Origin of the sequence: Hominisplanchenecus faecis (assembly GCF_020687205.1) — a bacterium.
GTDB classification, from domain to species: domain Bacteria; phylum Bacillota; class Clostridia; order Lachnospirales; family Lachnospiraceae; genus Hominisplanchenecus; species Hominisplanchenecus faecis.
Window position 1 is genome coordinate 19175 of sequence record NZ_JAJEQE010000030.1, and the last position, 18386, is coordinate 37560.

The 18386-nt window shown below is 44.1% G+C and carries 28 protein-coding genes and 1 tRNA gene; all 29 read right to left on the reverse strand.

Annotation, left to right across the window (positions count from 1 at the left end; translation table 11 throughout):
* Positions 1-2: 2 nt before the first annotated feature.
* A complete protein-coding gene (locus LKD42_RS09320) occupies positions 3-368 on the reverse strand; it encodes a DUF6711 family protein (RefSeq protein WP_248835524.1) in 366 nt (121 codons plus the stop codon).
* A 52-nt stretch (positions 369-420) separates the two neighbouring features.
* Entirely contained in the window at positions 421-4299 is a 3879-nt protein-coding gene (locus tag LKD42_RS09325; RefSeq protein WP_248835525.1) for a hypothetical protein, read from the reverse strand.
* A gap of 31 nt (positions 4300-4330) precedes the next feature.
* Positions 4331-4645 carry a hypothetical protein gene (locus LKD42_RS09330; protein WP_248835526.1) on the reverse strand — a complete coding sequence of 105 codons (315 nt, stop codon included), beginning with the start codon at positions 4643-4645 and terminating at the stop codon, positions 4331-4333.
* Positions 4646-4689: 44 nt separating this feature from the next.
* A complete protein-coding gene (locus tag LKD42_RS09335; protein WP_248835527.1) occupies positions 4690-5136 on the reverse strand; it encodes a DUF6096 family protein in 447 nt (148 codons plus the stop codon).
* 13 nt (positions 5137-5149) lie between these two features.
* Positions 5150-5566: a phage tail tube protein gene (locus LKD42_RS09340; RefSeq protein ID WP_248835528.1), complete on the reverse strand. Its 417-nt coding sequence runs from the start codon at positions 5564-5566 to the stop codon at positions 5150-5152.
* Positions 5567-5584: 18 nt separating this feature from the next.
* Positions 5585-5944: a hypothetical protein gene (locus LKD42_RS09345; protein ID WP_173865727.1), complete on the reverse strand. Its 360-nt coding sequence runs from the start codon at positions 5942-5944 to the stop codon at positions 5585-5587.
* Positions 5941-6438, reverse strand: coding sequence for an HK97-gp10 family putative phage morphogenesis protein (locus LKD42_RS09350; protein ID WP_248835529.1), 498 nt, complete (start codon positions 6436-6438; stop codon positions 5941-5943). Before LKD42_RS09350 ends, LKD42_RS09345 begins: the two co-directional genes overlap by 4 nt.
* Positions 6435-6803 carry a hypothetical protein gene (locus LKD42_RS09355; protein ID WP_248835530.1) on the reverse strand — a complete coding sequence of 123 codons (369 nt, stop codon included), beginning with the start codon at positions 6801-6803 and terminating at the stop codon, positions 6435-6437. The genes LKD42_RS09350 and LKD42_RS09355 overlap by 4 nt, the downstream gene beginning before the upstream one ends.
* Positions 6784-7098 (reverse strand): phage head-tail connector protein, encoded by a 315-nt coding sequence (locus LKD42_RS09360; protein ID WP_248835531.1) that lies wholly within the window; start codon positions 7096-7098, stop codon positions 6784-6786. Before LKD42_RS09360 ends, LKD42_RS09355 begins: the two co-directional genes overlap by 20 nt.
* The gene (locus LKD42_RS09365) at positions 7099-7344 is read right to left on the reverse strand and encodes a Rho termination factor N-terminal domain-containing protein (RefSeq protein ID WP_248835532.1); all 246 of its coding nucleotides are present in this window, start codon (positions 7342-7344) and stop codon (positions 7099-7101) included.
* 13 nt (positions 7345-7357) lie between these two features.
* A complete protein-coding gene (locus LKD42_RS09370) occupies positions 7358-8290 on the reverse strand; it encodes a hypothetical protein (protein WP_248835533.1) in 933 nt (310 codons plus the stop codon).
* A gap of 23 nt (positions 8291-8313) precedes the next feature.
* Positions 8314-8910 (reverse strand): DUF4355 domain-containing protein, encoded by a 597-nt coding sequence (locus LKD42_RS09375; RefSeq protein WP_248835544.1) that lies wholly within the window; start codon positions 8908-8910, stop codon positions 8314-8316.
* A gap of 182 nt (positions 8911-9092) precedes the next feature.
* Positions 9093-9308 carry a hypothetical protein gene (locus LKD42_RS09380; protein WP_248835534.1) on the reverse strand — a complete coding sequence of 72 codons (216 nt, stop codon included), beginning with the start codon at positions 9306-9308 and terminating at the stop codon, positions 9093-9095.
* Positions 9298-9618 carry a DUF4406 domain-containing protein gene (locus tag LKD42_RS09385; protein ID WP_248835535.1) on the reverse strand — a complete coding sequence of 107 codons (321 nt, stop codon included), beginning with the start codon at positions 9616-9618 and terminating at the stop codon, positions 9298-9300. Before LKD42_RS09385 ends, LKD42_RS09380 begins: the two co-directional genes overlap by 11 nt.
* 4 nt (positions 9619-9622) lie before the next feature.
* Complete coding sequence (locus LKD42_RS09390; RefSeq protein WP_331464853.1) at positions 9623-9949, reverse strand: DUF6275 family protein; 327 nt, start codon at positions 9947-9949, stop codon at positions 9623-9625.
* 189 nt (positions 9950-10138) lie between these two features.
* On the reverse strand, positions 10139-10318 hold the full coding sequence (locus LKD42_RS09395; RefSeq protein ID WP_173896596.1) for a hypothetical protein: 180 nt from the start codon (positions 10316-10318) through the stop codon (positions 10139-10141).
* Entirely contained in the window at positions 10290-11441 is a 1152-nt protein-coding gene (locus LKD42_RS09400; protein WP_248835536.1) for a minor capsid protein, read from the reverse strand. Before LKD42_RS09400 ends, LKD42_RS09395 begins: the two co-directional genes overlap by 29 nt.
* Positions 11428-12852, reverse strand: coding sequence for a phage portal protein (locus LKD42_RS09405; RefSeq protein ID WP_248835537.1), 1425 nt, complete (start codon positions 12850-12852; stop codon positions 11428-11430). Before LKD42_RS09405 ends, LKD42_RS09400 begins: the two co-directional genes overlap by 14 nt.
* Before the next feature lie 19 nt (positions 12853-12871).
* Positions 12872-14170, reverse strand: coding sequence for a PBSX family phage terminase large subunit (locus LKD42_RS09410; protein WP_248835538.1), 1299 nt, complete (start codon positions 14168-14170; stop codon positions 12872-12874).
* Positions 14157-14711: a terminase small subunit gene (locus tag LKD42_RS09415; protein WP_248835539.1), complete on the reverse strand. Its 555-nt coding sequence runs from the start codon at positions 14709-14711 to the stop codon at positions 14157-14159. The genes LKD42_RS09410 and LKD42_RS09415 overlap by 14 nt, the downstream gene beginning before the upstream one ends.
* An 18-nt stretch (positions 14712-14729) precedes the next feature.
* Positions 14730-15122 carry a hypothetical protein gene (locus LKD42_RS09420; RefSeq protein ID WP_173865743.1) on the reverse strand — a complete coding sequence of 131 codons (393 nt, stop codon included), beginning with the start codon at positions 15120-15122 and terminating at the stop codon, positions 14730-14732.
* A 110-nt stretch (positions 15123-15232) separates the two neighbouring features.
* On the reverse strand, positions 15233-15694 hold the full coding sequence (locus LKD42_RS09425; protein WP_248835540.1) for a hypothetical protein: 462 nt from the start codon (positions 15692-15694) through the stop codon (positions 15233-15235).
* Positions 15652-16098 carry a hypothetical protein gene (locus tag LKD42_RS09430; protein WP_173865744.1) on the reverse strand — a complete coding sequence of 149 codons (447 nt, stop codon included), beginning with the start codon at positions 16096-16098 and terminating at the stop codon, positions 15652-15654. The genes LKD42_RS09425 and LKD42_RS09430 overlap by 43 nt, the downstream gene beginning before the upstream one ends.
* The gene (locus tag LKD42_RS09435) at positions 16088-16732 is read right to left on the reverse strand and encodes a DUF4417 domain-containing protein (protein ID WP_248835541.1); all 645 of its coding nucleotides are present in this window, start codon (positions 16730-16732) and stop codon (positions 16088-16090) included. Before LKD42_RS09435 ends, LKD42_RS09430 begins: the two co-directional genes overlap by 11 nt.
* Before the next feature lie 3 nt (positions 16733-16735).
* Complete coding sequence (locus LKD42_RS09440) at positions 16736-17227, reverse strand: hypothetical protein (protein WP_248835542.1); 492 nt, start codon at positions 17225-17227, stop codon at positions 16736-16738.
* Positions 17228-17346: 119 nt separating this feature from the next.
* Positions 17347-17418, reverse strand: a tRNA-OTHER gene (locus LKD42_RS09445).
* Positions 17419-17568: 150 nt separating this feature from the next.
* Positions 17569-17967: a hypothetical protein gene (locus LKD42_RS09450; protein WP_201428271.1), complete on the reverse strand. Its 399-nt coding sequence runs from the start codon at positions 17965-17967 to the stop codon at positions 17569-17571.
* Positions 17968-17985: 18 nt separating this feature from the next.
* Positions 17986-18159, reverse strand: a complete 174-nt coding sequence (locus tag LKD42_RS09455; protein WP_201428272.1) for a hypothetical protein — start codon at positions 18157-18159, stop codon at positions 17986-17988.
* On the reverse strand, positions 18149-18386 hold a 238-nt coding region (locus LKD42_RS09460), incomplete at its 5' end, for a hypothetical protein (RefSeq protein WP_248835543.1). The genes LKD42_RS09460 and LKD42_RS09455, both read right to left, overlap by 11 nt.

Consider the following 18386-nt stretch of genomic DNA (forward strand, 5'->3'; position numbering starts at 1 on the left):
GATTATTTTTCAATCAGGTTTACCGTGACACCTACATACCGTGGCTTCCCCCCGACATAGGTGTATACCGGACACGTAAGATCGCCTGCATACATATTTACTGTAATGTTCTTTCCGGTCTTAGGGCTTCGGAAAGTTACATTGAAAAATGCTGGTTCAACAGCCGCTTCTACTGTTGCCATCTGTGCATCTGTAAGCGGCAGAAACTCAATTTCCAACTTCCATTTCCGGGCTATAATATCGCCGGTCATTGTTCCATCTGCTCCACGCCCTGCATTTTTCGACCAGATCTTATTTCGTGAAATTTTCAGACCATTTAATTTCGGTTCCGGCATGGCAACGCCGCCGATTGTGATAGATGCGGCCATTTTTTTGTCACCTCATTTCTTCAAAAAGTACCGCCCTTTCGGACGGTACCGGTTAAACCAATATCGGGCATACGCCTGTCGATTTTGTTCTGTGATTAATTTCTTCTACGACTACGTCTGTGACCTTTCGGCCGCCAACGTAGATATTGAATGTAGGGGTTTCATTCTGAGACTTTCCGTTCTTTGCTGACTGCATAGAAAACGCTGCCATAACCGCTTTATATACACCTTGTTCAATACCTGCTATAATTTGCTGCTGGTTTGCGACGGTAGTTTTATTTCCCATCTTTCCTACCAATTCAGGACCAGCTTCATTTGCCATGAACATTTCTCCTGTTTTTGGAAATCCACCGCTTGCATACCATTCAACATCCAGTTTTGGTATCTGAAATGTTTTTCCCAGAAATTTATATGGTGATGTGCTGAATTTCAAATGCGGCAATGCAAAATGAGGTATTGATATTTTCCAGTTCACAACCTTATTTACCAGCCAGTCTTTCGCCTGACCTAAAACACCGGAAACCTTGTCCCAAGCACCTACGGCATTTGCTCGGAAAGTAGCTGTTTTGCTTTTAACGCTGTCATACAATGTACGTGCGTTACGTGCTATACCGCTCCAGTCACCCGAAGCTCTTGCAGTATAATCTGCAGCTCTATTCTTGATACTTCTTCCGAATTCCCCAAGATAATTTTTGATTCTGTCCCAAGCACCGCGTGCGTTCGCAGTATAATCAGCTGACTTACTTTTGATTTTATCAACAACTGTTCTCCCATATGCTTTCAGTTTATTCCATGCACCTACAGCTTTTGCTTTGAATGTGTAAGTGGTATTTTTGGCCTGATTTTTCACTTTGTCCAATGCCGCATCGAGTTTATCCCAGCCGCCTTTTAACGTTGCTGAAACGTTAGCAACGATAGAGTTATTTTTTACTTTATCCCAGGCACCTTGAACGGAATCCCATAAATCTTTTCCGGTACTTAAAACTTTCGCACCTATACCCAATACTTTGTCGCCCAGATTATCCCAGGCATCTTTGATGCCGCTCCAGATTTTTTTTGCAATTTCTGCAATATTTCCTGGAATATCCGCAATGCCTTGCAATAATCCTGCAATACATTGTCTGCCTAAATCCGCAAATACTGTTGAAGGTGAATGAATGCCGAATGCTTTCTTAAATCCATCGACAAATGGATCTAAAATATTTTCCTTTATCCAATTCCCTACGTTTTCGAGTGCGTCCGTAATTCCTTTAAATATGCCTTTTACGAGGCTTCCACCGCACTCGTCTTTTTTCTCCATGAAGTAATTGTAGATTTCACCTGGAATATCCCCCAGCAATCCGGCCACAAAAGCTGCTGCTCCACCTGCAATACTTCCTGCTGCTTCGGCCGCTTTCTGCAAGATTCCTTTCCAGTCAATGGCCAGGATTGCAGTCTTAACAGATTCTCCAAGATTCTTCCAATCTACATTCTGCACTGCTTCGCAGAAAGATGTGAGAAGACCTTTCATCGTGTCAGATGCAGTTTTTCCAAGCATCGACCAGTCTATGTTTTTGATGGTGCTGTCAATAGTTTCTCCGACAGATTTTCCTAATTTACTCCAGTCAAAATTGGTCACAAAGGTAGAGGCTGTCCCTACCGCAGTGTTTATGCCTTCTGCAATTGTCTTTCCTACAAGTCTCCAATCCGTTCCTTCCATGAAACCGTTCAAGAATGTTGCTACTGATTTTGCAATCTTATTGCAGGTCTTTTTGATGTCATCCCATGGGATATTTTCAAGGGCCGCATTAAGCTTCTGTCCGGCAATTTTTCCTATTTCCGTGAAATCTGCGTTTGCCCATGCATCCTTGATCATCTGGGCGAAATTTGCATATTTATTTGTAACTTCGTTCTCTTCGAAACTTCCGCCGTCACTTCCGGATGATCCACCAGAACTGCTTTTGCTGTCATCATCCAGCTTATTGATCTCATCAAACCCCATCAGGGATTTTTTGACCTTATCCGCCGCATTGGCTGCAGAATCACCGGTCTTGTCCAGACTGGCGGCATAATCTTTCTGCACCTTAGAGGCAGTAGTGTATGTCTTCTGCCCGGTAAGAGCTGCAAAGAACTGCCCAACAACATTGCATGCCTGCACCAGATAATTTATCAGCGTTGATAATGCCGGTGTGATCGTATTGAGAATCGGGGAAAATGCAGTCGCAAGGCTGTTTTTCAACTGCTGCAATCCGCCTGATAATTCTGAAAGATTTGCGTTTGTTTCGCTGTTCTTCTTTGCAAGGTTCTTGAAACCATCTACCAGGGCATTTCGAAGCTTGCTGAACAATACATACATACTTCGAATACCAAGACCGTATTTGAGTAATTTTCCAATTCCGCCACTGAGAGCATTGTTTCCTTGCTTGATTCCTCCGGCAAATTTCCGGATTCCTGGCAATCCGGTTGTGAACTTTTTAAGTAATGCCCCGAATGCACCGGATGCTGTTTTTATAGCGGGACCGACACCTTTCATAACAGCACTCATAGCTTTAAATGCTCTCGAGCCGATATATGCAGCACTGGACGCAACCTGACCGACGACCGGAATACTCTGGATTGCAGACACTGCAGCTGCCTGGGCCTGTCTGATGCTTGCTGTCATATCTTCAAATGCTGCTTTTGCTGTCGCTCCCATGGTCGCAAATACACTTCCATCCGCAAGATGCGGTGTCTGGATATCTGTACCACTGTTCTCCATATTCCTTCGTTCTGCATTGTATTCTCGCAGTCGGTTCGTAAGATCTGAAAGTGCAACTCCATCCCTCTGATATTGTTCAGACTCCTGCAAGTTGGAGCCGTCCAGGAACATAGAACTTCTGAGGTCTTTGTATTCTTTCAATTTGTTCCGCATGATAGACAGCTGGTTTGTGTTCTCACGGTACTGATCCGTCGGTATCATTGCTTTTCCGTTATCCTCAAGGTCTTTCATTTCACCTTTTAGATATTTCATTTCCGTTTCAACTTCTTTGATTTGCTCCGTCAGACCAGTCATTGCACCACCGTCGCCAGGCTTAAATCCGAGATCCAACCATTCTCTTTGCTTCGCAATTAACTTCTCAAGTCTTGCCTGTGCATCTTCATAATGAGCCTTCACTTCGCTGTAATCAGCACTCGGAACCGTCGCTTTTCCTGCTGCCTCTAATGCCTTCTGCTTTTCTTCCAGCTTTGCGTAAGCGGATTCGGTCTTTGCAATATTGGCTTCCAGGTCTTTAAACTCCTGTGTTGGCACAAAACGCTTGCTCGCATCCATGCTGTTCATTTTCTGGATCAGTTTTTCCTGTTCCATCTCTGTTTTTGCAATAGTATTGCATAACTGTTCATATTCTGGATTGTATACACGGATGCCAGCTGCGACCTGTGCTTCCCTGACATAGTCTCTTATCTGTCCGGTAGCCTGCTTCCAGATCGTACCATTGACCATATCTTTCCAGGAACTTTTTATAAGGTTCTGCATATTTTGAATCATTTGCATATTTTCGCTCATTGTCTGGCGAACTGGTTCCTGAGTTTCATTCATGCTGTTGTTGATATCTGCGGCTGTACTTCTGACAATATCTTCTGTCTCTTTTGCCGACTGTCTCAGATCATCATTCTGAAACACTGGTTGTGACTGCTGCACCGCATCCTGCATATTCTTAATAGCTTTTACGGAACTGTCCGTATTCAATGCATCTTCCGGTGTTTGCAACTCACTCAGGCTCTTTTTAACGTTTCTCATCGCCTCCGACAGTTCGGCACTTGCCGCACTGCCCGGTGTTTCGATTTTTGATGTGCTTGTGTTCATCTGAGAAACTGTGTTATTCACAACGCTTGTAGCTTCTCTCATTGCCTGTTTCAGTTTTGCGTTGTTTGCCTCAATGATGACTTTCATTCTGTGCAGTGTATCACTCAATGTTCACACCTCCTTCCCTTTTCACTATTTCTTATTGATGTCTTCGTCTGTTGAACTCTGCGGCATATAAGCGGCGGTTTTCGGCAGCTGTTACAACCTGTTCTTCTTGCTTGCTTTCCTCGAACTGTTCTCGTTCTTCCCTGAACAGTTCCGGGTAGAAGTCCCATGGTTTGCGTGCTTTGTTTTCTGAATTCAAATACCTGCCGATATGCTCTGCGATGCTTTCCGCCTGTATGAACTGCTGCAGGATCTTAATCTTTGCACGCCGTCCATAACTCCGAATGCAGTCGTGGACTTCCGGGATAGACATAGTCCAGAAGTCCTGCACCTTGATTCCTGCATCCAATGCATCTTCGTATAGTTTCCAGATTTCTTCGGTGACTGTTTCTGTTACAGGATCACATCTGCCTGATCCAGATCTTTCATCAGGCTCTCTGCCATCGCCGGCGTAAAAAAACCGGATACCGCCATAGTTGGCATAATTACTTTTGCCATGAAATCAAACTGATTGCCGCCTTCTTCCAGCCACTTGTCGTACAGCTTTGTTACTTTGTCGAACGTTGTACCGTGTTCCCATGGCTCGATAGCTGCCTGGGCAATCGTCAGCATAACACCAAGCGGCGGAATATCATTCGCCGTTACCAGCGTCATAATATTGGTACGGTATTTGTTTTCCAGTTTTGTGATCATACCGGTATTAAGTTTCATTTTGTGCTGTACACCTGCCACTTCCCAGTAATGAAATGGTGGTCTTTTTTTCTTTGCTTCTTCGATAGATGTTACTTTTTCTGTTTCTTCTTCCTGGAATTCTTCATCCAGTCCTTCTAATCTTTCCATTGATCGCCCCTCCTTATGACGGATCTGTAACTTTCAGATCACTGCAGATTGTCATCTTTGCTTCTACTTCAACAACTCCGTTCACACCGCCGCCCGTACGTTTTACGGACACTTCTGCGTCATATTCCGTGGTTGTGCCATCTTTTAATGTTTCTTTGAAACTAAGTACTTTGTCAGATTCCTGTGCTTTTCGAAGAATGCGATACGCACTGGTTGCCGCTCCATTTTCATACTTAAATTTGTATGTCATGTCTCCAAGATCACCAATACCATTCTCGTACTGTTTATTTTTATCGTTCAGACCGGTATTTTCTACTTTTTCTGGTTCAACACCACAGTCCGGGATCTCTTTCAACCCTGGAAGTTCTTTGTAAGCACCAGCTACGTCACTTTTTTCCTTGTACTCAAGTTTTGCTCCATTTGCCAGCATATTCTTCACACTCCTTTTCTAGTTCGGCCAGAATACTTCTTCTGACTCCATATCGATGATTGCTTCATATCTCATTACTTTATGTTTCAACCCAGATGGATCCGGGGTGTCCTGACACAGGGTACGCACCAGCCCAAGTGCTGCCAGTGCCTTGTCTACCTTGAGTGCAGATTCGGACGTAGAGCGGTTATGCCAGATATCTACACGATATCGTACATAGCTCTTTTCCTCTCCCTGTGCGGTATGTTCATATACCTTGTTATCTTCTTCGGTGTACTGCACTGCTGGAAGCTCTGCCCAGTCTTTTGGGTACTGGTCTGTTACATTCCCAAACGCTCCGGCAAGTGCGGAATAGATCTGATCTTTTACGTTTTTCATAAATTCTTTTCGATTGCCTCCTCAAAATAATGTGCAATTTCCAGTTCATTGTTTTTTAGTGCCGGATATAGAAATGGTTGTGCAGCCTGTCCGGTACACTGGTAGAATCGGCCGTCCGGCGTATCCACATGAAACCACTTATACTTTTCGGCCGTCTTCCGCCCGATCATGCTTTCGTGGATCCACCAGGGCGACTGTACATAGGCATAGGCAACATCCGGTGATATCCCCGCGTGTTGCTTCTGACCTTTGGGGCCTGTGCCAAATTCCACATATTGTGCATACTTTTTGTTGGTGTAACAGATGCCTACAATCTTTTCGCTGCTGGTTTCTATCGCCGTGTATATACTCCCTCTCAATTCCCCATCATTTACCGGGCATCTTGTTTTCGCCTCAGCCTGCACTGTTTTGATACTTTTTGATACCGCATCATACATATTCACTGCTGCCGTTTTTTGAAACGCATCCGTAATTTCTTTTTTACCGATGATCACAGTTTTTCCACCTCCAGCGTAAGATAGGTGTAAGGATAAATGGCAACGACCTTATAATCCGGATCATTGCCGCCGTTTACAGAAATACCGTCATTTACAGATACCGTCATACCTTCCTGAAACCGATATGACGGTTTGCCATTCTTGCCCGCTACTTCCGCATATTTCCCGTCAATCCTCAAGTTTCGGATAAGTGGAAGCCTGCTGCCATACATTTCTGCCTGTACTTTTCCACCGGCTGTCCACATTTCCGCCCGAAAACAAGAAGGCGGAGCATATTCTGTATATGTTCCACCCTCTGCATCTTTTTTCTGCACCACCTGGAAATGTTTGAATTCTCGAAGCCTATTCCTTTTCAGCCTCATAGGCCACACCCCCTACACGTGCCAGCCGATACCGGTTCAGCACATCATAGATTCGCTTTGGTGCATTATCGAAGTTGTAAGATTCCCCTGCACCGGTTCTTGAAGATTCCCCCTCTGTTCCCATGCGGTTGATAGCGATCACGGCAAGATCACGCACCGTTTTCTTAAGTTCCGGGATCATCTTCTTTCGTCCGGTATACGCCAGCACCCAGTCTGTTGCATCTTCCAGGACAACTTCCACCAGCTCTTCATCTCTTTCGCCAGTCAGAATTTTGATTCTCTCAAAATCAGTCACTTAAACCGCTTCCTTCAGAGCCGTCAAGAGCTCTTCTTTCGTAAGGCTTGAATAACCTTCCAAGCCTTTCTCTTTCGCCAGTACTTTCAACTGGTTTACCGTCATTGTATCCAGATTCACACCAAAAACAGACACTTTTGACCCATCCGCAGAAGGTTCCATTTCCCGAAACCCGTCTGCTTTTAATTTTGCGATCATTGCCTCTGTATTGGCAATCCGCTCAACATTTTCTCTAATCAGTCTCATCTGTCATACCCTCCTAGGCGTTTGCATCTTTGATGTTCACAAACACGCTGTCCAGTTTGTTGTCCAGAATCCACAGGTCATGATAACGGCGATAATCCATTGCCCATGCATTTGCATTCTGATTTGTCAACGGGTCAAAGATACGCATAATATCCTGTTTTGTAATTGCAATTGGTGTTGTTCTTGGAATTACCAGGAAATTGATATCTTTCGCCTTTGATCCTTTTGTATATCCGCCTGCTTCCTGACCTCCGGTTTTTCCATCGTATACAGTAATGGCAGTGTACATTCTGTTTGTAGGTGTTGAAATAATCGGAACGTTATCGATTCCTGGAACCGTGGTATTGATGCCGCCCTGCGAAAACGTAGTATCTCTGATTTTTCCTGCAAGTTCCAACTCCAGCTCCATCAGAAAGTCTGGTGTTGCATGAATTACAAGCGGACCGTTATAGCTTGAACGTACCGCTTTGATACCCTCTTTCACTTTTCTAAGTGCAGAAGTACCAGTTCCTCCTGGTGTATAGTTATACTCGACCATACCGGCTTTATTGGCTGTGATCACTTCTGAGGCAATCTTAGAGATACGGTAAGCATCAATCTCCGGGATAACCTGTGTTCTCTGAAATTCCGCCATAATTGCTGCCGCAGTCGGAATAAAATTGCTTTCATCCACATCCATCGGATCAATCTGGAATTTGCGTCCACGGTCCTGCGTCATTTTTCTGGTTTCATACTCCAGAGTTACGCTTCCCTTCTGGTAGCCATTGTCACGGTCATAATCTCCCATGCCCTGAACCGACATTTTCGGAATCTTAACCTCTGCACCACCGTTATATTTTACCTGTCCGGCGTTTGCATCCATCCAGCCGGTCACTGCATCCTGTACAGCGATTTTGTCGAGTTGCTGCTGAAAAATCGTAGCTGCTGCTAATGTGTTAATTGCCATTTATATCATCTTCCTTTCTGTTCTCAGAACCCTCTTGCCATGGCTGCCTCGATCTGTTTTTCAAGACTGTTTTCACCTTCCGGTGCTTTCTTTGGCGGCGTTCCACCTTTCAGGCGTTCATTTACTGCTGCTTCTACCGCTTCCTGAAATGCTTTTTCCACTGCACTGATAGAGTCATTACAAGTGTCTGCATCTGCATAATTCAATACTTCTGCCAGGCTTACCGGCAGTTTCTTTTCCGCCAGAGTATTCTTAGCTTCTGCCATCAGTTCTTTTCTTGTGATCACAGCCTCACGATCCGAAAGCTCTTTTTCTTTTTTCTGCTGCATGTACGCAGCTTTTTCCTCTTTGTTCATTTTTGCAAGCTTCTCTGCTTCAGAAAGTCTATCATCCGTAAGAGCCTGCCATTTCTGCTGTGCATTACTTACTGCCGTATCAATCGCTTTCTGCACGCGGCGATCAAATTCTGCCTGATTTCCTTCTCCTTTCAGGAAATCATCGAAGCTCATTGGCCCTGTGCCTGCTCCCGGCTCTCCCTCGCCACCTGTTCCGGATCCACCGCCATTGCTTCCTTCGCCAGCCCCAGCACCGTCTCCTTCTGCGAAAATTTGCAATCTCATTGGCACTTTGCAGTTGCATACAAAAAATCTGTTTTTCATCTTTCTATCCTTTCCGCCCAGCCTATCCGTTCTCACGTCCGGGCCATTCGTGTTCTATAGATCATCCTGCTTCTTTTATGTCTGGCAGAAAAAGACATAAAAATAAGGCACATAGCCCTGTGCCTCAAAGGGAGATATCTGGATCACCGCCTTTCTACGGATAACCGTCTGCCGTTGAACTGTACCGTGTCGCCGATCTGTGCCACTTCATCTCCAATCTTCACCCCCTTCAACTCTGCGTGTCCGTCAATGTCCCAGTATAAGAATTTGATTGTCTTGTAATTGATCCGGCTCGCCAGCCAGTTCGGTGCAAGCCTGTCTGCGTCTTTTGTGACGGTGTAATGCTGCTCACTCTTCATAGATAATATCCAGACCGTAGGCAGTTGCCGCTTCGTGCTCAATGCGACAACCTCTTGCCTCTTCCCAGCCTTTGCAGAAATAAGCAGCATGACAAAGGCTCATGTTTTCCAGTGATTTCGCAAGAAAACATAATGGAATCTGTACAACCCCACGTTCTTTCATAGATTTTCTACTATACCATTCATCCGTGAAAAGAGTATTTACAATTTCATATCCTTTTTCCTCTAAAACTGCAATTGCCTTTTCTCTGGTTGCCTTAATTTCTTCCTTGCTCTTTCCAGCCATTGGCTGTGATAACATTGCTTTCATTCGCTTATTCCTCCTCATGACATTTATTGTGCACTTTCTTGTACACATCTTCGTAAAGTTCCTGCTTATCACCGTTGTATGTATACTCTGCATAGATACCATCACCGCTCACCGTAGTAGATACAAGACACTTGTAATTCTGTAAAGTCTTGCAGCTCCATACTACGAATACGTTAGATAAGTCAATTGGTGGCATTAACGGTGTATCAGCAAAACCATTCTCGTTGTACCAATCAACCAGTTTCTTTTTACAAACGCTTTCAAAATGTGCCATCCCTGTGATGATCATGTTCTTATCCTCGCTTTCCACATTTAATGCATTTCCGTTCATAAGTGCCAGATTTATGATTATACCGTTTTCTGTACTTATGTTTACAAAAGTACTGCATTATTTTTTGAAACATCTTGAAATCACCTCCTTAAAAATGGGTACAAAAATACCACCGGCCTTTCGGCTGATGGTATCAAATTACATTTGTTGCAGTATCCACAATTTTCGTTCCTTTTTCGAATACTATTTTTATTTAATAAATTCCACTGTTTTTCCAACAAAATCCCCTTGTGCTTCTATTGCGATATGTCGAGGCAGGTCATACACAGGAACAATATTGTAAATCTTTCCTGCTATCCTGTACTTGGTATAGTTATTCATCGGCAAATCATCACTTAATTCAAGGGCTGCATATTTTCCGATGTTCATTTGATTTATAATCTTCCTCATTTACATCTGCCTTTCTTGTCATCTCTATTATATCAGAACCAGCCTCTTTTGCAACCGTTTTGCCATCGCTCTTAACATATTTCGCATACCATTCTCTATAGTTCATAGACGCTGGTACAAGATAGGTCTTCCCGGTTACCGGATCTCTTGCCCTTCTCTTCATTCCCTCCAACATCTTTTCGCCTATGATAGCGATTGTTGTCGATCTGCACCATGGGTGCATGGGCGGGCAATTCTTTCCAGGCTGCTGATCTTTCACAAGGAATACTTTTCCGTCCAGTTCCTGGCAGATCTCCGATGTTCGAAGATCCAGTGTCGCAAGATACTGGTACTTATCAATTCCACATTCCTTGTAGGATTCCATTTCGAGCTGGTTGGACAGATAACAGCTTTCTGTTCTGATCAGCCTTCTTGCCTTACTGGATCCACCGGCAAATTTTTTCGTCAGCATTTCTGCTGTCTCTCTTTCTGTTCTGCCTGTGATCAGGTTCACGAGCAGGGCTTCTTTCACTTCCTGGGCAACTGCCCTGGTATTTCTCCAGACTCTCTCGGAGTAATTCATGCCAGACCACTTACTTTTCAATACCTTGTCAACTTGCTTTTGGTCGATATGGGAAAATGAAAATCCGAACCCGGTTCGTTGCTGAACGTCGAAGATTGACTGATTATATGCCTTTTCTGCCAGCTGGATATAATGAGCCGTTGTAATCGCCTGCTCCTGTTTATAGACCTGCTGCATGACAAGATCTATCTGCGTTTGCAGCTCTTGTAACCTCTGTATGCGTGCCTGGTATGCCGGAGCTTCCAATTCTGCAAGCAGATCTGCAATCTCTTGCTTTTGGCTGCTACTCTGCAACCTCTGACGCAGTTCTTCGATAGAAGTGCGATCCCTCAATGTATTCAAAAGCTGTAATGCTTCTTTTTCCGTCAGATGGTGTTTCTCCACATACTTCTTGAAGATATCCTGTATTTCCCTGCTCAGGTACAAGGATGCTTTGGCATAGACTTTGGCTACCTGGTCAGCCGTTTCTTCTGCACTCTGCATATGTTCCCACATCCGCTGTGCTGTCCTTGCCTGCCAGTACTTCTCATTCTTTGTCATTTCCGTTTTCTACATCCTTTTGACCATCCGTATCATCTTCGGGAGAAAATGGCGTATTGGGCTGATTTCCGAACATTTCCTGCTGCCGTTTGACCGCTTCCTGTTCTTCCTCTTCGACTGCTTCCAGTTCACTTTCTACATCATCCACGAATGGCACCTGTGAAAGCAGTGTTTTGCGGCTGACTTTTCCCCACAGGTTAGAAACAATCTGTGAGATTTCCAGCAGATTTTTCGGCATCGCACGCGTGAATACCGGTACAATTCCAGCTGTATCAATGTGGATCCCTGAACGTGTATTCAGGAAGTTTGTGAAAATCCTCAGCCTCTTTCTCAGTCCCTTCTTGTAATACCGGGTTTTGATTTTTGTGATATTTTCCATACCAAGCAGTTTGAATTCCATCGCCACACCACTTACATTGCCGCCAAAGCTTTCGTCTGTCATGCACGGAATGTGGGAAAATTTGTGGATATCCTGCTCGATTGCCCTTTTCAGGATTTCTACGCCATTTTCATCGAACGTGCGTGTGAGATATTCTGCTCTCGCATCCGAAGGAAGTTCCAGAAGCTTTTCCTTTCGCAAGTGCTGCATGGCTTTCTCTCCAATACTCTGGTCTCCGTCCTGGTCCATTTCCTCATCGGAAAGTAACGTGCCGTACAATGCAAGGATTGCGTCCACGAACTGCTCCTTGTCGGTCACACGGTCGCTCATCAGCACATTGTAAGCATCAATCAGCGGGATCTGTAACTCATAGTCACCCAACGCCAGCTTATTGTTCTGGTATTCAATCAGCGGCACTTCTCCCTTGAAATGTGCCTCTGGCTGCTCGATCAGTGCCTGTGCTCCTTCAATATCCTGAATGTCCAGCACGTATTTGTAATTCTGTGTCAGTACCGTTGCAATGTAAGTAATGTTCGTTTGGTCTGTGGAGTCAATTCTGGCATAATAATAGACACCAAAAAGCTCATTCTGCTCTATGGTGTCATCGTATACCATGAATGTATTTTCAGGCGGCAGATTCTTGATTGTCAGTTCTGTTTCGCCCTGCTTGGTGTATATATACTCGTATGCCCTGCCATATACAGACAGGTCAAGGCCGTTGTCACCGTCCACTTCATCCGCCCCGGCGTGTTCCAGGGCATCTGTAAGTGCTGCGATATCATCCGGGCTTTTGTAACTGACCGGATTGCCGATGAAATAACTGCTGGCTGTATCTGCGATATCTTTTGCATGATTGCATACCAGCCTGTTTTCCCGGTCTTCGTCCAGAATCTTATGTCTGCCTTCGTAATAATTTTTCAGACCTTTCAGACGTTCATAACTTCTTCTATGTTTCATGATCAGATGCCTGATTGCCTGCTTGTCCGGATTTGTTTCATCCCACTTATCCGCAGGTATTGTAAAAACATGCATATTTTCTCACCGTCCTCTCTTAATGGAATCCCGCTTTTCGCTTACTCCGGATAATTGCTGTTTGATTATTCAAAATTGTGTATACAAAATAGCGTAATGCATCCATTGCGTGATCATGTTCTTTTACCGGTCTGTCTTCTCCATGTGCTGCTGCCGCTTCATCCCAGATATACGAGCCAAATTCCTGAATGGTATTTACACAGGAATCTGCAAATATGATTGCTTCCTGGTTCAGCTTCGTTCCTACAACACGAATGCCATCTTCTACGTTGTTCTTCGCTTTGACCACTTTGTATCCTCGTTTTCTCAACTCTGCAATGAATGATGCTGCAGATGGATCCACGATAATTCCCTTGATTTTCGTTTCTTCCAACCAGCTTTCCAAATCGTCTGCATACTCACTGTCTGTTTTCTGCTTCCCCTCTGTTCTGCCGGAATAATAATATTCCCGGATGCAGTACCAGACACCGTCTGTACCCTTGTTCCACAACAGAAATACCGTTGCATTCTGCGTACCGTAGTCGCACGATACATAGCGGCCTGACGGCAGCAGGCGGTCACAGAACGATAGAATGTTTTTGATATGTTTCGTCTTGTCGAACATATCATAGATGATACCCTCAGCCATGCACCACAATCCAAGAATATACCGCTGATAGAATACGCCGGAATACATTCCCCGGTATCTGATTTTCACTTTTTCTGACAAGCTTAAGTTATCATCCATCGTGAAATGCAGATAGATCAGGTTTTTCTTTTCTTTCTGGTCAATCCAGTTTCGCTTGAACCAGTGATACGGGCCATCCGGATTACAGTTGAACCAGAATTTTGAACCATCCACAGAACATCGTCCGGTCGCCTGGTTGACGAAGGACTCCGGCATCAGTGCAACCTCGTCAAAAAACACACCGGCCAGGGTAATTCCCTGGATAAGATCCTGTGATCGTTCGTCTTTTCCACCGAATATGTAGAAATAGTTCTCGACGTCACCTTTCGAGATGACAACAAGATTATCTGCTCGGTGATCCGAAACACGATAACCTCTTGATTTCAACATTAATTTCAACCAGAACAAAACGTTTCGTCTGAAAGAACCGATTGTCTTACCGCACATGGCGAAGTTCTGCCCCTGAAAGCTGCTCATTGCCCACAGGACAAACGAAAGTGACATACTGACTGTTTTTCCCGAACGGATCGCTCCGTCCGCTATAATTCCGTCACAGTCCTTTACGGGCGATTCCTCTGTCCACCAGTTAAGAACCTGCCGCTGTTTCCTGGAAAACGGCTGGAAATGGAAATACTGCTTAGTTTTCTTCATCTGCCCAGTCCTCTGCGGCTGTTCCTTTCAGTGCCTCTAAGAATCCATCATCAGCGGCTTCTGTTTCGTCATCTGTCTGGGCTTTCGCCTTGATCAGATCCGTCTGAGCTTTCAGCTGCTCGATTCTCGCTTTCTGCTCTGCTTCATCCAGTTCTGTCCTCTGCCGTTCGTTCCAGCCCTTGAAATTGTTTCTCAGGCTGAACTGTGCACCATTTGCACCATCACGATCAAAAAGACGTTGCTCCGTGTATGCTTCCACCATGCTCTTCGCACGCGTTATCGTGTCAACGAACTCTTTCTTAGCCTGGTAGTTAAGCAATGCCATCCTGCTCGTAAAACCCAGTGCAAGAGCCAATCCTGTCACGGTAGGCGGCCTGCTGTTTATCGTTATCGGATGACCGAATTTGTCCATTACCGGTTCTCCGTTGCCATCTCTCAGTAATTCACCTTCACATTCTTTGAAATATGCGTCGATTTTTTCTTCAATTTCTTCCTTGCATTTATATTTTGGTGGCCGTCCGACCGCCTTTTTCGTAGCCATTATGCCACCTCCTTGTCATTACTTTCGTTTCATTACCCGGTTCATAACTCGGTTTTTCCGTGCTGTTCTTCTGTATGCACTGTTATCTTTCAATCCTATACCAAGCTCATAATCCGGTCTGCTGTCTCTTTCCTTCTGATAAGCTTTTTCGGCTTTTTTATACTCTGCATTTGAAACAGCTTTTGTTGTAGCTCCGTTGGATTCTACTCTTTGTCGAAACTCTTTTGCAGACATATTCAGAGGCGTTGGCTCTGGCGTTCCGCTGATTCCCCTCTGGTAGTAATTCTGACCATCTTTGCTCGTGAAATAGTATCTGGTTGTTTCACCGTTATGCGTTACATCAAGCCCAGTTGTTTTCAGTCCGCTGCCAGAACCTCCGCCTAAATTGCTGTTGCTTCCACGTCCGCCCATATATCCTCCTTTTTTGTGCATAAAAAAGAGACCCATTTCTGAGTCTCTTTCAGCAAACATCCGGATTTCAACCGGAGCCTCCTCTATCAAGGCGTACTCACCCTATACGATCATTTGCTTTTTCTATTGTACCATTTGTCTGTTACACTTTCAACCATTCGTTTTTCTTTCGGTGTTAAATTTGCGGCACCTTTCGCCCCGTCATTTTCATTATGTAGATATCCGTGGTGCGTATGAGGTATCATGTTCTTATGTGGATGCATCAAGTCAATCTGCTTACTTCTTTTATTTTCTTCATCATAATACGTAATTGCAGATATGTTATCCCTGTTATCTATCGTCACGTATACTCGCCTATTTGTCATTGTTTCTATTGGAGTTTTTGACGACTTCGAATCATTATACCTGACAAATTTTATATTTCCAGATTCATGTAACGTCGTGTATTCCGTTCCATAGGCTTTTCCTTTAACGCTAACCCCACTAGAACTCCCTCTACCACCCATACCTTTCATTTTCTCCTTTTTCATCATCTCAAGAATATCGTTTTTTGATGTGTTGCTTTTTTCCATTCATTAAGCATTTCGTGATAATTTTTTTCAGCATTTTTTAAACTTTTGCTACTCTTTTCATTCAACTTATAAATTGCAACAACATTTCCATCCCTATAATGTACAACTTCAATTCTCTGTTTGATTGCCGTTGTCGGTCTTGTAACCTGAATCGGATTCCATTGATTATAAAAACGTACAGATAATTTATCAGAACCAGATTCAACGACTGCCTCCTGAAATTCTACGGCATTTCCATTCGTAAAAAAACCTGTTTTCCCTACTTTGGGTGAAAGTTCTGACAAATTATTAAACACCGTATTAGCATTGTTTTTTTTTAGATTTTCTAAAAACTTTGAAACACTCATCTTTCGCCCTAATGCCATTCCATTCGCTGCACCACTGGCAGCACCTCTACCCCCCATTACATTTTGCCTCCTTGAATTTCTCCTGAAATGCCCGAATATGTACGATATTTCCCATACATTCTTCTGGTATATTTCCGTAAAAAATAATGGTCTCCGGTTCCAGTCTTCTTACCATCTCCCGATATCCCTGTATGAATAATTCCTTTGCTTTCTTGCTCTTCTGTGTTCCAACGCTGGATACGGCTACTGTTCCATTTGTAGGCTCACCGTCGAAGCACCATTCGTAAGAATCCGGTGTACTCCATGAGATTGTCGGAATCACACGGCAACCATATTCTTGCAGATATGCACCTATCCAGTGCTTGCGGTAATGGTTGTATATCTGAATAGCTTTCGGGAAATCGGTGTAAGTACTAAAGTCCGGCGTCAGGACATACCGGAATCTGCTTAACTTATCCACGTACCTGTCCGGATTTCTCCACAGTGCATTAAATTGATAATCGTCTAAGAAAAAATGAACTGCTTTCTCTTCCGGATTGCTGCATTTTCCTCTAGCGTAATTGAACCCTATGAACTCACAACCATCTGTAAATACAGTCGGTTTTATCTGCGGTATGCCGTATTCTCCAACGCCATCATAGATACATCTGTCCAGATTTTCATAGGATATGCCGGTCTTTTTATTTGCCATAAACTATTTCTTTTCGCCTCCAAAAAACCATGAATCAAAGTTGCTCATTCTGCGTTTTCTTGCCCTGTCGTAAGTGGTAGTAGTTCGGCTTGTATCATGTATGTTTGTGTTTCCTTTTTCAGGCAGTTTTGAAAACTTGTGCATCTCATCTCTCATAGCTGTGCTGGCAGATACCAGTTTTCTGTGCTTGATGGCTGTTTTCTGGTTTTTAAATACTGCATCTGCACTTCCAAGCTTTGCAATTTTCCTTGTGCTTTCGTTTAATCGGTCAGTTATATAATTCATTGTCGTTACTGCTTCACTTTTTGTTTTAATAGACTTAAAATAAGCAGTATTTCCTGAATTTATGATTTTTTCAAGATTATTGTCTTTTTTAACACTTCCACTTCCTCTTAATGCGTCACTTTTCTTTGCTGAATTGAAATACACTTTTGACATCAGTTTCGAAACTGGTTTGTCATTCGATATTCCACTACTTCCACCACGTCCACCCATACAAATCATTTCCTTATTAATTGACCTACAAAAAGACACCCAGCACTGCCAGATGTCTTCTTGCGGAAAATGTAGTATTCTTTTTGAGAAAGGATTCTTATATGTCCCCATCAGGGAAATCGGAACAGAAGGACTCGAACCTTCGCCCTTGTCTACTCATGAGACTGCTCTCGCCGCTGAGCTATGTTCCGATGCTGCCAGGCTGTTGAGACCCGGCAGCTGTTAAAATATACAATACAGAGGTAAATGTAACAACCATGTCAGCATCAGTTTTTCAACCAACCGATGATACCATTAAATCACGAAAGTACCCCCTCTTAGTTACCCACTTTTAAAAATTTTTATCTTTTTTGTGCCAGAAGAAAGAAAAAGTATCTTCTCGCCTCATAAAATTTTCTACGCCCCATCGGCACATCCATGTATTCATACGGCACACCAGACGTCACATTCTTCAGAATCCACGGATATATTTCTGCATCCGCTTCCATCGCCGTCTGCTCGATCAGCTCCGTGTCACGCTTAAGCTGTGCGATCCGCAACGCCTTTTTCTCCGTTGGGTTGCTGCTCGACGTTCCTCTCGGCATCCCGTCCTGACTAAAACCGTCTATGCCATAGTTCCTGTCAATCTCCTGCTTTTTCTGCCAGTATTGCAAACAGAAGTATTTCAGCTCATTGTATTTGTCTCTTGAGATATTATGATCGCTCAGCTTCATATCTCGCTTTCTGATCTCCACCGGCATCGCCTCCCCTCGTATGTATCACAGTTTCCACTTTCTTCCGGTGTGCTTGTCAGTGATTTCCGTCACTTTGATCCCCTGCACACTCACAACCGTATTTAACGCATCAAATATCTTTCTGATGTGCTTCGGCATCTTATCCGCCTTTCGCACAGCTCTGTCTGCTGTCGGATCACGGTATCCTTCATGATTCATCCACATCACTCCAATCTTGCATTTGTCCGCACCACGGGCAATACGGCAGATACTTTTGCACCTCATCGCCGCAGTTTCGGCACTCGTAGGCTGTTCCACCAAACACGCTCAGTACAGCCTGTGGTTTCTTCGGTGTTCTGCTTTTGTCATTCATCTTCCCGCCCCTTTCGATCTCCTGTGCCCTGCGTGGCGGGCACTGATTATTTGATTGCTTTCGCTCCGATGAC